Consider the following 12,779-nt stretch of genomic DNA (forward strand, 5'->3'; position numbering starts at 1 on the left):
GATGTGTGCGGGCGGATCGTCTCGCGCCTGCACTTCGAAGGTAGGTCTCCCAATCATTAACAACAAGTGCATGCTATTCACTTATAGAGTTACCTGCATGCAACTGGATTTGAACCTGCTCACGGCCCTGGACGCACTACTGGAAGAGGGCAGCGTCGCCGGCGCCGCAGCACGCCTCCACGTCACCGCACCGGCGATGAGCCGCTCCCTGGGCCGTATCCGCAAGGCCACCGGTGACCAGATCCTGGTCCGCGCCGGCCGCAGCATGGTTCCCACCAGCCGCGCACTGGCCATGCGCGCCCAGGTCCATGCCCTCGTACAGCAGGCCCACCATCTTCTGTCCGCGCAGCAAGAACTCGACCTGACAGCTCTCGACCGGGTGTTCACCCTGCGCTGGCACGACGCCCTGACCGCCGCCTGCGGCACCGCCCTGATCACCGCCGTCCACCGCCAGGCCCCTGGCGTCCGACTGCGCCTGCCGGCCGAACCCGGGACGGACGACGCCGAGCTGCGCCGGGGTGAGGTCGACCTCGAATCGAGCTCCAGCACTCCGACGCTCCCAGACGTCCGCCACCGCCTCGTCGCCAGCGACCGGCTGGTCGTCGCCGTCCGACCAGGCCACCCCCTCACCCAAGGCCCGCTGAGCATCGAGCGCTACGCAGCCGCCGAACACCTCACCGTTTCGCGACGCGGAAGCCTGCGCGACCCGATCGACGACGCCCTGACCACCCGTGGCCTCGATCGGCGCGTCGTCGCCGCCGGACCCACGGCTGCCTTCGCGCTGCAACTCGCCCTCGGCAGCGACCTGGTGGTGACCCTTCCCGACGCGGTCACGCGCGCAGCCCGGTACCAACTCGGCCTGACCACACTGCCACTGCCACTGGCGTTGCCCGAGGTCCCCCTGTACCTGCTGTGGCACCAGCGCTACGACGACGACCGCGCCCACACCTGGCTACGAGACCTGGCCACCGAAACCGTCCAGGCACTATTCGCACCACCGACCGCCTCTCAAGAGCCCCTCGCCAACCGGGCCGGGCAGTGACGGATACGCCGGGGGAAGGCCTGCGGCAGCTGACTCCCGTTCTCGTGAACATCACCTATTCGTGCGAGCGTGCGACTCCCAATTCCACGTCGAAACGACGTCGTCAATCGGTTCTGGCACAGACCTTGGGGAATCGTCGCGGAGCGTGATGACACTGTTCGATTGAGAGGGCCCAAACCCCGGTTGCTCGACCTGAAGTCTCACCTCATACCCTCCCCACATGACTGATGATCCGTTCCAGTGCCGGTGTGTCCTCTGCCATGACTACGGCGACCGGGACGAAGTGGACCGCATGGACCTGACGGTCATCGAGCATGTGCAGCAGCACGGATGGCACGTCGTGGTGGTTCCCGAAGACGAGATCGGTCCTGGATTCGCCTACACGATCGGCCTTGCGCACACTCACGGCGGACCTGAACTCGCCATGTTCGGGCTCGATATCCACGCCATGCACCGCATGCTCAACACGCTCGGAGAGAAGTCTGCCGCGGGCGTAGTGCTGGCGGATGGCCAGAGCCATCCTGATGTTGTCCACGGGTATCGAGTCGCGCTCAGGCAGGTCGATCGCAGCTGGTACCGGACCTTCTTCGGGCGGGCCATTGGGTTCTACCGACGGCCGCCTCTCCCAGTGCTGCAAGTTGCGTGGCCTGATGCCGAGGGCCGTTTCCACTGGGATGAGCAGGCTGACGAGAGGCATCGCGACTCACAGCCTCAGTTGTGGCTCCCTTCGCGTGCCCATCCTGCCGGGATCTGGACGGCCGATCTCTGACCTCAAGGGGCTAGGAAGCTGGCGAGTCGGCACCCGGGCGATGCGCTATTGAAGCAAGATCACCTTGCGCAGGAGTTCGAATCCGGCTCGGCCGTAGAGCTGCCGCTTGATCTTCTTGATGCGGTTTACTGCGCCCTCGATGCTGCCGGAGCTCCAGTCCAGAGTGAGGCCGGCGGTCACGGCGTCGAGGTCTCGGCGGAGGTGAAGTGCGAAGCCGGTGAGCCCGGGCAGCTGGCTGGCGTCGACTGCGTCGATCCAGGCAGGGAGCGTGGCGCCAAGGCGGCCGGTGAGGATCTCACCGAAATCGCGGACGTGCCCGGCAGCCGTGTCCGGCAGCGGGCCAGGACGTCCTTCAGGCTGGCCCGGTCTTCCTCGGTCAGGGCGGCGGGGTGTCGGGTGATCCACCCGGTCACCTGGCGCACCGTCGGCGACCGCGGCGGCGCGCCGGTCGGAGCCACGCGGAGGCTGGCGATGTGGGCGTGGACCATCTGGTATGTGACGGGCGCGTTGTTGGCAACGAGCTCGCCGTGGAGTTGGGTGACGCTGGTGCATCCCTCGGCGAATCGTCGCTCCAGGTAGGGCTTGTAGGGGTCGAGTCGGCTGGGCCGGGTCCGGTTCTCGCGGATCGTGTCCTGCCAGCGTGCGGCGTTCGCGTACCGGAGCACGGTGTTGAGGCCCCAGCCCAAGTGCCGGGCGATCGCCCGGCGTGAGTGGCCCTGGGCGAGCATCTCGTGGACCAGGGCATGTGCTGCCTTCTTTCTCTCGGCCCGTCGGCCGATAGGCACCGAGTCGTCCTGCACCCGAGCGGAAGTCAGCCAGGTGGCCGGCGACATGCCGCTGGGCGACGGTTTACCCAGGCGGTCTCGGTGTGCGGCGACGCAGGTCTCCACGGCCCGACCAAGGCCCTGCCACAGACGGAACCGGTCAGCGACCTGCAGAGCATCGGGGGCACCGCGCCGGGCCCCTTCGGCGTAGGCACCGGCCCGGTCCCGGCAGATGATCTCCACGCCAGGGTGGCGGATCAGCCACGCAGCCAGCGGCCCGGCTTCACGCGTCGGCAGGACATCGACCACCCGATGGGCTTCAACACAGGTCAAGACGGTGGAGTAGGCGTGACCGCGGCGGATCGCGAAGTCGTCCACGCCCAGCACACGCGGCGTGCCGAACTGCGGATCAGGCAGCGCCACGACCCTGCGTAATAGGGTCATCCTTCCCGCGCCGAAGCCCAGCTGGGCGGCCAGCCGGGCGCCGGCCCGCCCAGCCAGCGCGAGCCCCACTCGCTCCAGGGCATGGTTGAGCCGGGTGGTGGACCGTGCATACGGGGCGGCCAGCCGGGAGAACGGCTCGGCGAACGTCCGGCGTGGACAGTCGTCCGCTCCACAGATGAAGCGCCGGACCGCCAACCGAATCACGAAGCTCTGCCCAGCGAGTGGAAGATCCTTCAACCTGCGCTGATAGCGATCGTGCACCCGGTCCGAGAAGCAGCCGCAATCCGGACACTCCGCCCCCGTCACTCGGCCTCGTGCTTCCACCTCGACCGTGCCGAACGTGGCCGTCACCGCCTCGACATCCACGTCGTCGATCCCGTCGAACACGAGCAAGTCCCAGAATGATGCATCGGTGTGCATGACCAGCACCATGACCGTCCACGGCCGACCGCGGTAGAGCCCCAGAGACATGGCGGAGTGTCATCTCCGACTGCCGGAGGGCAAGCATCCTGTGAGGTGGGTCACCAGACCGCACAACGCACGCGAGGCACTACTGGCATCTTCCCGTGGCCGTATGTGCTCAGAAGCCGCGCATATTCCACTTACCGGATGCCGGGTGCCACACCAGTTGGACCTGTCCCTGATCCGGCCTGCGGAGCGTCAGCTCACCCAAATCGAGCGAGGAGAGAGCCCGCAGCGCCTCGTCCGACGCATTCGACCAGAGAAAGAGCGTGATGCCTGCATCGGCGTCCTGGAGGACGGTAAGCCCTGGTTCGTTCCCTGCGGCCAACTCAGAGGGCTGCGATGAATTTTCGATGCCGTCGTCCCTGCCGTTTCTGCGCAGGAGCCGGCGGACCAGCTGGCGAGCCTGCCCATAAGCATCTTCGGCAACCTTGGCTGCGAGAGTTTGAAGGAATGGCACGACGGCGGTGGTTACTAGCGCCGTCGTCGCGACTTCTGCAACTTCGAGTCCCCCCGTCCCTTCTACCCACGCCCCGCGATCGTGCTCGGCCCTGCGCTCGCGCAATGTATCGATCTGCGCACGCCACGTGGCGGCTTCCTCGGCTCGACCGAGCTTTTGAAGGACCCCGGCCAATAGTTCGGTGGCCGCCAACGAGCCTGCTTGGGCCTGCGACCTCACGTACTGCTCGGCTTCGGTCAAACGGCCCCGCCTGGTCAAGAAGTGGACGAGGCTAGAGCGGGCGAGCGGGAGACCCATGTCCGCGGCTGCCCGGTACCAGTGTTCCGCTTCGGCTGCCTCACCCCTCTTCGTCAGCAGATCGGCGAGGGTCAGCATCGAACCTGGAGCCCCGCCTACGGCGGCTTTCCGAAGCCAGAACTCATACTGGTCCTCGCTCGCGCTGTAGCGGACCATGTCCTCCATCGCCGCAAGCCAGCCTGCATCTGCAGCGTGCCTCAACCAGTACCACCAGGCCTCCCGGGCGGCTTCCCCCTTCTCCAAGAAGTGGGCTTGGGCCTGCCCGTACATCGCCTCAGGATCTCCACCCTCCGCTGCCAAATACAGCCATTCATCGGCCAGAGAGCTTGCGCGCTGGGCGTAGGCGGCCAGCTGCTGGCTCGCGATTCTCATTGCGGCCGGATCACCAGCCTGCGCGGCCAACTCAATGTTCGGATCCAGCCTCTCGGGCACCTTATTTGTTGCCACTCGATCCTCCTGTGCCGCCTGGCCGGTCCTCATCGAAACGACGTGCGCAGGGCGCTCGTGTGCTGGACACTGACCGGTCTGCGTGTGGATCGGTACGTTGCCTCGTGGAGACGGCCAAATGCCTAGTTATGCCGCTAAAGCTTTCGATGATACGAACGTAATGATCACCAGCCTTCGATGACAACGATCAACACGCACTGTCACAGGACAGCGGGCACACGAGACTTACGCGCCCTCTCGCAATCGAACACCTAGGTGACGCTCCGTGATCAGTCCCCAAGGTCTGTGCCAGAACCCGTCAATCGCGGACAAAGCCACAGAGGACGTCTCAGGTGCGTTGATGTCGGTCCGGGCTGCGTGCGAATGGGTGATGATGGCGCTGTGAGCCTTGACTTGAGTAACTATGAGCTGGTGTAGCTCGTATCCCTGTTCGTGCCCGAGGCAGAGCGCGTCCTCAAAACGGCGAGGGGAACCTCCTGGGAGGAGCGGGCAGCATGGCTCATGACCGAGGCCCTGGCTGGGTCGACGGCCGTGGCCGACTGTGAAGAGGTCGACAGCGCCGTCCATGACCCTTGGGCTAAGGACTGTCCGGCGGATCATGGTCAGGTAGTAGGGGGTTGCCGAAGGCCCGATTCAGGCGATGGGGGATGCTATGGCGTGAATCAGCACAGATGTAGGGAGGTCACGGATGGCGACTCCGTCATGGTGGGAGGAGCTGGTCGGTGTCAGCGACGTCCTGGCGGATGCTGACCGTGCCGAGGTCAAGGCCTGGCGAGGTTTGTCAGCGGACTCCGCTGTGGAGGACGGAGGTGACGTTCCGCCGTTGACGATTCGGCTTGCGAATCTGGGTAGGGTCTTTGGCGAGCACTCGTCCGAGTTCACTCCGGAGCAGACCCGACACCTCTTCCAGCTCTTGGAACAGGTTCAGGTGAAAGCAGTGAAGAGGACAGGACGGCTGTTGCCACCGGATTCTTCGAAGCTCTGTTGAACGCCTGGGACAGGGGGTTCGACCTCAAGTCTCTCTGGGCGGCAGTGGGCTCGCAATCCCGTGCCTTCTGCCGTGCCTGGAACGATTGCACGGGCGTCGAAACACCTGGCTGGATGCGCTAAGTTCTGCCCGGCGGTCACGAGCGGATCCGGAGGCGGATCGAGGCGACGGTGTCGGTGCCATGGAAGACGTAGGCGCGTTCGGCGATCGCTGTCTATCCGGCGCCGGGCTGGCCGGCCACGATGACGACGACCGGCCGGTCCTGGCACACAACGCCCTCGGTGGCGGTAGCCGAGCTGGGAGGCGCTGCTCCTGGATTCGTCGGCCCGGCCGCTGACCGCCGTCTAGCGGTCGCTGACCACGGTGTCGGGCTGGGCCAGCCGTTCGGCGGTGTGCTCCAGCCCGACGCTGTGGGAGCCCTTCACCAGGACGATGTCGCCGGGCTGTAGCAGGTCTCGGGCCAGCATCAGGGCGTGGTCCCGGTCGAGGGCGCTGACCACGGTCAGGTTCGGGTTGTTCTCCTGGGCGGCGTCAGCCATCGCCTGCGCGTCGGCGCCGCCTACCGCGATCAGCACCTGCACACCGGAAGCGGCGACGAGGCGGCCGACCTGCCGGTGCCCGTCGCCGCCGTCGGCGCCGAGCTCCTTCATCTCTCCCAGCACCGCGATGGTCCGCCGCCCGCTGCTCATGGCCTCCAAGGTGGTGAGCGCTGCCTTCATGGAATCGGGGTTCGCGTTGAACGCGTCGTTGATGACCCGTACCTGGTCGGGCCGGTCGGTGACCTCCATGTGTCCGGACGCCACCAGCACCGCGCGGGAGAGCGCGTCGGCGGTCTTCTCCACATCGGCGCCCAGCCCGATCGCCACCGCTGCCGCGGCCAGCGCGTTGGACACGTGGTGCGCGCCGTGAAGGGTCAGGCTGACCCGCGCGTCGCAGCCGGCGGCGACGAGGGTGAAGGAGGCCCGGCCCGCCGAGTCGAGCGTCACGTCCACCGCCCGTACGTCGGCGCCCGGCGTAGTGCCGAAGGTCAGCAGCTGAGCGCGGGTGCGGGGGGCCATGGCGGCCACCAGCGGGTCGTCGGCGTTGAGGATGGCCAGCCCCTTGGCGGGGAGGGCTTCGACGAGTTCGCCCTTGGCCTGGGCGATCTGCTCGCGGCCGCCGAACTCGCCGACGTGCGCGGTCCCCACGCTCAATACCAGGCCGACCGTCGGCGGGGCGATGGTTGTCAGGTGGGAGATGTGGCCGATGCCGCGGGCGCCCATCTCCAGCACGATGAACTTCACGTCCCGGTCCAGGTGCGTGATGGCCAGCGGCATCCCGATCTCGCCGTTGAACGACTTCACCGTGGCGATCGTCGGCCCGAGCTCGGGGAGCACCTGCGCGATCAGATCCTTCGTGCTGGTCTTGCCCGCCGAGCCGGTCAGCCCGATCACGATCGCCTCGGGCACCTCGGCCAGCACCGTGCGGGCCAGCGCGGCGAGCGCGTCCAGCACGTCGTCGACGACCACGGCCGGAACACCGACCGGGCGGGCGGCGAGGACCGCCACCGCCCCGGCCTTCACCGCGTCGGCTGCGTACGCGTGCCCGTCGACGTGCTCACCGGCCAGTGCGGCGAAGAGGCCACCCGGTACGACCGCGCGCGAGTCGACCGCCGCTGGCGCGGTCACCAGCACGGCCGCATCCGGCACGTCGCACAGACGGCCGCCGACGGCGGCCGCGACGGCTTCCAACGAAAGAGGGATCACGTGCACTCCGAATCAGCAGGACCTGCCCGGCACGGCCGAGCGCCGCCCGGCTCAGTCTCCGACCGTAACGCCACCGCAGGCCAGTACGTGTGAGACAAGACCAATCCACCCCAGCACCACTGGAGTGCCATGACGATGCAGCCCTTCGAGCCCGCCCCAACCGCTGTCGTCTCCGGCGGCAGCTCCACCGAGCGGGAGCGGTCGCTGATGTCCGGCCGCGCCCCATGGCAGTCCCTCGAACGGCAGGGCTACGCCACCGCACTCCTCGACGCCTCCGACAAGACCTTCGCAGACGAGGTCCGCGGTGCCGATGTGGCGTTCCTTGCCATCGCCGGGCAGTACGCCGAGGACGGCAAGCTCCAGGGGTTACTGGAGTGCCTGGACATCCCCTACACCGGCTCGGGTGTGGCGGCCTCTGCCGCCGCTGGCCACGATCCCCACCGACGCCGAGTTCTACGACTATGACACCAAGCGGAACAAGACCAAGTACCGCTACCAGTGCCCGGCCGACCTCCCCAGTGACACCCTCGACGCGATCTCCACCGCAGCACTCACCGCGCAGGACGTCCTGGGCGCTCGGAAAGCCCGGGGCCTGGGCACGACGAGCGCGCGGCCGCCGCAGCACGGGCAGACCACGAGGATGCGGTCGGCGAACTGCACCAGCCACTTCCCGGGGTAGTGATGGCGGGCCGGGCCGGTCGGCTCTGCGTTCATGGCGGACACCCCCGCAGGTGGGAGGGGGTCACGCGACTCCTCCACGGACCGGGAAGCAGGGACCAACGGCCCCCGCCCGACGACCTGCCCGGCCCCTCCGCCGGGCTGCCGCTCTGGCTGATCATGTGATGGCGGAGGGGAAGGGCAATGACGCTCCGCCTCGCGCGGGGCCGTTCGCCTGCCCTTCCCTGCCGTCGTCTTCAGCAACATGAGAGCGGAGGTCCGCGACCAGTGGACACGGTGGGTACGAAGGGGAGGGGGCCCGTCGACGGGCGCCCCGTGGTCAGCGAGCGAGCCGTCAAGGCTCCCCGCAGCCCGATGGTGGAGTGGCTGACGACCACCGACCACAAGAAGATCGGAACGCTCTATCTCGTCTCGGCGTTCGTGTTCTTCATCGTCGGCGGCCTCATGGCCCTGCTGATGCGGGCGGAACTCGCCCGCCCGGGCACGCAGATCATGTCGAACGAGCAGTTCAACCAGGCGTTCACGATGCACGGCTCGGTGATGCTGCTGCTGTTCGCGATGCCGCTGTTCACCGGATTCGCCAACTGGATCATGCCGCTGCAGATCGGCGCGCCCGACGTGGCGTTCCCCCGGCTGAACATGCTCGCCTACTGGTTCTTCCTGTTCGGCTCCCTGATAGCGGCGGCAGGCTTCCTCACTCCTCAGGGCGCCGCGGACTTCGGCTGGTTCGCCTACGCACCGCTGTCGGACTCGGTGCACTCGCCCGGGGTCGGCGCCGACATGTGGATCATGGGGGTGGCCCTGTCCGGCTTCGGGTCCATCCTGGGCGCCGTCAACTTCATCACCACGATCATTTGCATGCGCGCACCCGGCCTGACGATGTTCCGCATGCCGATCTTCACCTGGAACGTGCTGCTGACCGCCGTGCTCATCCTGCTGGTCTTCCCCGTCCTGGCCGCCGCGCTCTTCGCCCTGGAGATGGACCGCAAGTTCGGCTCGCACGTCTTCGACCCGGCCAACGGCGGCGCCCTGCTCTGGCAGCACCTCTTCTGGTTCTTCGGCCACCCGGAGGTCTACGTCCTCGCGCTGCCGTTCTTCGGCATCGTCTCCGAGGTGATCCCGGTCTTCTCCCGCAAGCCGATGTTCGGCTACTGGGGCCTGATCGCGGCCACGATCTCGATCGCCGGCCTGTCGGTGACCGTCTGGGCACACCACATGTACGTGACCGGCGGCGTGCTGCTGCCGTTCTTCGCCTTCATGACGTTCCTGATCGCGGTCCCGACCGGGGTGAAGTTCTTCAACTGGATCGGCACCATGTGGAAGGGCTCCCTGTCCTTCGAGACCCCGATGCTGTGGGCCACCGGGTTCCTGGTCACGTTCGTCTTCGGCGGCCTGACCGGCGTCATCCTGGCCGCGCCACCGCTGGACTTCCACGTCTCCGACTCGTACTTCGTCGTCGCGCACTTCCACTACACGCTCTTCGGCACGGTCGTCTACGCGATGTTCGCCGGCTTCCACTTCTGGTGGCCGAAGTTCACCGGCAAGATGCTGGACGAGAAGCTCGGCAAGATCACCTTCTGGACCCTCACGGTGGGCTTCCACGCCACGTTCCTGGTGCAGCACTGGCTCGGCGCCGAGGGCATGCCCCGCAGGTACGCCGACTACCTCGCCGCCGACGGATTCACCGCGCTCAACACCATCTCGACGATCGGTTCGTTCCTGCTCGGCCTGTCCTTCCTGCCGTTCTTCTACAACATCTGGAAGACGGCCAAGTACGGCAAGGCGGTCGAGGTCGACGACCCGTGGGGCTACGGCCGCTCGCTGGAGTGGGCCACCTCCTGCCCGCCGCCGCGGCACAACTTCAGCAGCCTGCCGCGCATCCGCTCCGAGTCCCCGGCGTTCGACCTGCACCACCCCGAAGCCGCCGCGCTGGAGCCGGCTCAGCACTGAGCACGGCACTGAGCACCGGAAGAGGAAGCTCATGTCTCACATCGTCCCGGCCGTCGGAGCGACAGCTATCTTCCTGGCGGGCAGTGCCTGGTACGTGCCCGCCGTCACGGACCTGCGGGCCGGCGACGACCGCCCGCGCTCCGGGCGGCTCGCCGCCTGGGCCTGCGTGTGCGGGTGGACGGCCCTCGCCGCGGTCGCGCTGCTGCTGTTCGTCCCGGCGCCGTGGCAGGCGGTGTGCGCGGTGACGGGCGGCGGGGCCGCGGCAGGAGCCATGCTCCGTTCACGGGCCCGCAAGCAGCTCGCCCGGGAACAGCAGGAGGCGGACGCCTGCTGGGCGACGCTGCACCCGGCCCCGCCCGCTCCCGGCGGGTCCGGGGCCTCCCGCAGGGTCTTCGTCCTCTGGGCCCTCCTCGGCACGGTCGCCGCGTCCGCCCTGGCCGTCACGCTGCTCCTGGTCAGCGGCGTGGTGGCGGCGGTCGTGTCGTCCGTGTGCGTCACCGCGGCGGCGTTGCTCATCGCCACCGCCCGCGCCGCAGCCCGTTCCTCTCGGGCCCCGATTCGCCCGGTAGTTCCCCCGGCGCGAAGATGACCCAAGAGGCCCTCAACGCCGCCAGCGGCTACGCCCTCCAGCTCAGCCTCGGCCCCCTCGACTCCCTCATCGACGCCATGCGCCTCGCACGCGCCCGCAAGTACGGACCGCTGCTCAGAATGGTGCAGCGCCACCACCAGGCCGGCCAGGCCAGCGGATGGCCGGTCGGTGAGCAGTGCCCCGCACGGCTCGTCTTCGGCCCGCACACCCCCACCGACCGGGCCGCCGTCCTCGACGAGGTCGTCAAGGGCGTCAGCACCGGGATGCTGTCCCTGGAGACGGCCATCCGCATGCTCCAGGACGCGGGATACCCGATCGAAGACGCCCGCGAAGAAGTCGCGCGCATCGACGGCCGCCGCGTGAAGACGGTCAGCCTCGCGGTGAGGAAGGGAAAGAGGAGCCCCCTCGGGGGAAGGCGCCGCAGCGGCGCACCGAGGCAGCCTGAAGGGCGTGTCCGATGGAATGTGCGCGCTGTCGCGATGAGCAGTCTCTAGATGCGGACGCTGTGCCCCGAGCTGGCCGCGTAGGTTCCGCCGGAAGGCACCGACTGGGCGGGACCGGTGCAATCCTGGGTGGTGTGGATGAACGCAACCGTGCGGGTTCGGTTCTGTACCGACAGGGGTGCGTTCAGGTTGCGGTAGCAGCCGGAAGGCGGGTCGGTGAAGGTACGTCCGTTGAGGACGAGTTGGCCGGACGCGGCGGACGTGGATCCGGGTACGGCGAGGGTGACCAGCACCGCGGCGGCGAGCGGGCCGAAGGCGTTCGGGACGAGGCGTCGCATGGACATCCTTCCTTCTGTCTACGGTGGGGGCGCCCAAAAGCTGCCCCGTACGAGTCGCCACATGCGGCGGATACTCGTACGGATGATGCGAGGGTTCTCCCGCGGATCCGTCAGACACGCCCCAGGCAGTGTCCGACGGATCCGGCGACGGGGGGGGGCGGTGCGCCGCACTTTCACGGCACGGAAACCGTTGCCGCCCTGCGTGCCCGGAGGCGGGTCAGGAGGCGTCCGCCGTAGGTGGCGGCGAGGGGGGCGAGGAACCACATGACGTAGGCGTAGGGGAGCAGCCAGGCGAGGGCGGCGCTGAGAGCGAACCAGAGGCCGACGGACCAGGACGCGCCGGCGTGGTGGCGGATGGCGGCCGGGTCGTCGGTGGCCAGACCGGCTGCGACGGAAAGCTCTTTGACGGTCGCCTCGCAGCAGACCATGGCGGCCATCGTGCCGGCGAACAGGGTCTGCGCGGTCGGATTGGCGATCGAGGCGCCGACGACCGTGGTCGGGAACGGCAGGAAGGCGACCAGGAGCAGGAACGGCGCATGCCAGAACGCGAACGCCTTGGACAGCCGGCGGACGCGGTCCATCAGCTGGTGGTGGCGGCGCCAGACCGACCAGAGAAGCGCGAACGCCAGCGCGAACGCGAGGTAGGAGCCCCACTGGTCGACCAGGAATTCCCACAGTGCGCCACCGGAGTGGAGCTGCTTGTCGTCCGGGTGCTCCAGTTCCACCGCCAGTAGCGTCATCGCGATCGCGAAGATCGCATCGGTGAAGAAGGCCAGCCTCTCGGGTGAGAGCCCGGGTTCGGGTCGCGCATCGGTGCTCATGAGTATCCCCCTGTCATCGGAACCGTCGACGTGATCAGGGAGGGCCCCGGAACGGTGCGCGCCTTTCCACGCCGAAGGTTCCCGTGAACGCATCGGGTCCGCGTGCGGGCCGTTCGCCGACTTCGTGGCGGGTCCCACCGCTGCCGGAGGCGGAACGGCACCGTCTCGCCTTACCCAGCGCACAAGGAGGACAACCAGAAAGGCGCAGAAAAGGGATCAAAGAGGCACAAGAGGCAAGGGGGGTGCAGTCACCGCCGAATGCCCCGCCGGCTGACGGGCCTTGTCCGCGAGATGCCGCCAGGCGGCCTCGCCGGTTCTGCTGGACCTGGGATCCGGCACCGGCCAGGTTCCTCTCGCTCTGCACACGGCGTTCGCCGAGATCGACGTGGTGGAGGCCGATGCAGGAATGCTCACCGAAGCCGAGATCGCACTCGAGGCCCTGCCGGACACCATCGTGCGGCTGCACCACAGCCGGGCGGAGGACTTCACCCCGCCCACCGCGGGGTGGAAGGCGGACCTGGTCACCGTTTGCCGAGCGTCCA

The 12,779-nt window shown here is 68.0% G+C and carries 13 protein-coding genes; 7 read left to right on the forward strand and 6 right to left on the reverse strand.

Annotated features, from left to right (window positions below):
• Positions 1–97 precede the first annotated feature (97 nt).
• Both AC07BS_RS03675 and AC07BS_RS03680 read left to right on the forward strand, forming a co-directional pair.
• Positions 98–1,042, forward strand: coding sequence for a LysR family transcriptional regulator (locus AC07BS_RS03675; protein WP_478929939.1), 945 nt, complete (start codon positions 98–100; stop codon positions 1,040–1,042).
• Between the two features lie 220 nt (positions 1,043–1,262).
• A complete protein-coding gene (locus tag AC07BS_RS03680) occupies positions 1,263–1,811 on the forward strand; it encodes a DUF4262 domain-containing protein (RefSeq protein ID WP_478929941.1) in 549 nt (182 codons plus the stop codon).
• Between the two features lie 45 nt (positions 1,812–1,856).
• Here AC07BS_RS03680 and AC07BS_RS03685 read toward each other — a convergent pair whose 3' ends face one another.
• From AC07BS_RS03685 to AC07BS_RS03700, 4 genes are all read right to left on the reverse strand, one after another.
• Entirely contained in the window at positions 1,857–2,105 is a 249-nt protein-coding gene (locus tag AC07BS_RS03685; RefSeq protein WP_478930069.1) for a transposase, read from the reverse strand.
• Positions 1,988–3,451: an ISL3 family transposase gene (locus tag AC07BS_RS03690; RefSeq protein ID WP_478929942.1), complete on the reverse strand. Its 1,464-nt coding sequence runs from the start codon at positions 3,449–3,451 to the stop codon at positions 1,988–1,990. Before AC07BS_RS03690 ends, AC07BS_RS03685 begins: the two co-directional genes overlap by 118 nt.
• A gap of 148 nt (positions 3,452–3,599) precedes the next feature.
• Entirely contained in the window at positions 3,600–4,718 is a 1,119-nt protein-coding gene (locus AC07BS_RS03695; RefSeq protein WP_478929944.1) for a hypothetical protein, read from the reverse strand.
• A gap of 1,299 nt (positions 4,719–6,017) precedes the next feature.
• Complete coding sequence (locus AC07BS_RS03700; protein WP_478637972.1) at positions 6,018–7,418, reverse strand: UDP-N-acetylmuramoyl-tripeptide--D-alanyl-D-alanine ligase; 1,401 nt, start codon at positions 7,416–7,418, stop codon at positions 6,018–6,020.
• Positions 7,419–7,547: 129 nt separating this feature from the next.
• On the opposite strand from AC07BS_RS03700, the gene AC07BS_RS03705 reads away from it, so the two are divergent.
• From AC07BS_RS03705 to AC07BS_RS03725, 5 genes are all read left to right on the forward strand, one after another.
• Positions 7,548–7,883: a hypothetical protein gene (locus AC07BS_RS03705; protein WP_478637969.1), complete on the forward strand. Its 336-nt coding sequence runs from the start codon at positions 7,548–7,550 to the stop codon at positions 7,881–7,883.
• Complete coding sequence (locus tag AC07BS_RS03710) at positions 7,822–8,097, forward strand: hypothetical protein (RefSeq protein WP_478637967.1); 276 nt, start codon at positions 7,822–7,824, stop codon at positions 8,095–8,097. Before AC07BS_RS03705 ends, AC07BS_RS03710 begins: the two co-directional genes overlap by 62 nt.
• A gap of 314 nt (positions 8,098–8,411) precedes the next feature.
• The gene (gene ctaD, locus AC07BS_RS03715) at positions 8,412–10,046 is read left to right on the forward strand and encodes an aa3-type cytochrome oxidase subunit I (RefSeq protein ID WP_478637966.1); all 1,635 of its coding nucleotides are present in this window, start codon (positions 8,412–8,414) and stop codon (positions 10,044–10,046) included.
• 31 nt (positions 10,047–10,077) lie between these two features.
• A complete protein-coding gene (locus tag AC07BS_RS03720) occupies positions 10,078–10,635 on the forward strand; it encodes a hypothetical protein (RefSeq protein WP_478637964.1) in 558 nt (185 codons plus the stop codon).
• Positions 10,632–11,129 carry a hypothetical protein gene (locus tag AC07BS_RS03725; protein ID WP_478637962.1) on the forward strand — a complete coding sequence of 166 codons (498 nt, stop codon included), beginning with the start codon at positions 10,632–10,634 and terminating at the stop codon, positions 11,127–11,129. Before AC07BS_RS03720 ends, AC07BS_RS03725 begins: the two co-directional genes overlap by 4 nt.
• Here the strand turns inward: AC07BS_RS03725 and AC07BS_RS03730 are convergent.
• Both AC07BS_RS03730 and AC07BS_RS03735 read right to left on the reverse strand, forming a co-directional pair.
• Positions 11,126–11,416, reverse strand: a complete 291-nt coding sequence (locus AC07BS_RS03730; RefSeq protein WP_478637960.1) for a hypothetical protein — start codon at positions 11,414–11,416, stop codon at positions 11,126–11,128. The two genes, AC07BS_RS03725 and AC07BS_RS03730, sit on opposite strands and share 4 nt — an antisense overlap.
• Before the next feature lie 173 nt (positions 11,417–11,589).
• A complete protein-coding gene (locus tag AC07BS_RS03735; RefSeq protein ID WP_478637957.1) occupies positions 11,590–12,237 on the reverse strand; it encodes a TMEM175 family protein in 648 nt (215 codons plus the stop codon).
• Between the last annotated feature and the right edge of the window lie 542 nt (positions 12,238–12,779).

This window comes from Streptomyces sp. NPDC044063, from assembly GCF_056434285.1.

Bases quoted from the DNA above. Each gene is read 5' to 3' on its own strand.
- AC07BS_RS03675 (WP_478929939.1), top strand. From the start codon at position 98: ATGCAACTGGATTTGAACCTGCTCACGGCCCTGGACGCACTACTGGAA.
- AC07BS_RS03680 (WP_478929941.1), top strand. From the start codon at position 1,263: ATGACTGATGATCCGTTCCAGTGCCGGTGTGTCCTCTGCCATGACTAC.
- AC07BS_RS03690 (WP_478929942.1), bottom strand. From the start codon at position 3,451: ATGGTGCTGGTCATGCACACCGATGCATCATTCTGGGACTTGCTCGTG.
- AC07BS_RS03695 (WP_478929944.1), bottom strand. From the start codon at position 4,718: ATGAGGACCGGCCAGGCGGCACAGGAGGATCGAGTGGCAACAAATAAG.
- AC07BS_RS03705 (WP_478637969.1), top strand. From the start codon at position 7,548: ATGACGATGCAGCCCTTCGAGCCCGCCCCAACCGCTGTCGTCTCCGGC.
- AC07BS_RS03720 (WP_478637964.1), top strand. From the start codon at position 10,078: ATGTCTCACATCGTCCCGGCCGTCGGAGCGACAGCTATCTTCCTGGCG.
- AC07BS_RS03725 (WP_478637962.1), top strand. From the start codon at position 10,632: ATGACCCAAGAGGCCCTCAACGCCGCCAGCGGCTACGCCCTCCAGCTC.
- AC07BS_RS03730 (WP_478637960.1), bottom strand. From the start codon at position 11,416: ATGCGACGCCTCGTCCCGAACGCCTTCGGCCCGCTCGCCGCCGCGGTG.
- AC07BS_RS03735 (WP_478637957.1), bottom strand. From the start codon at position 12,237: ATGAGCACCGATGCGCGACCCGAACCCGGGCTCTCACCCGAGAGGCTG.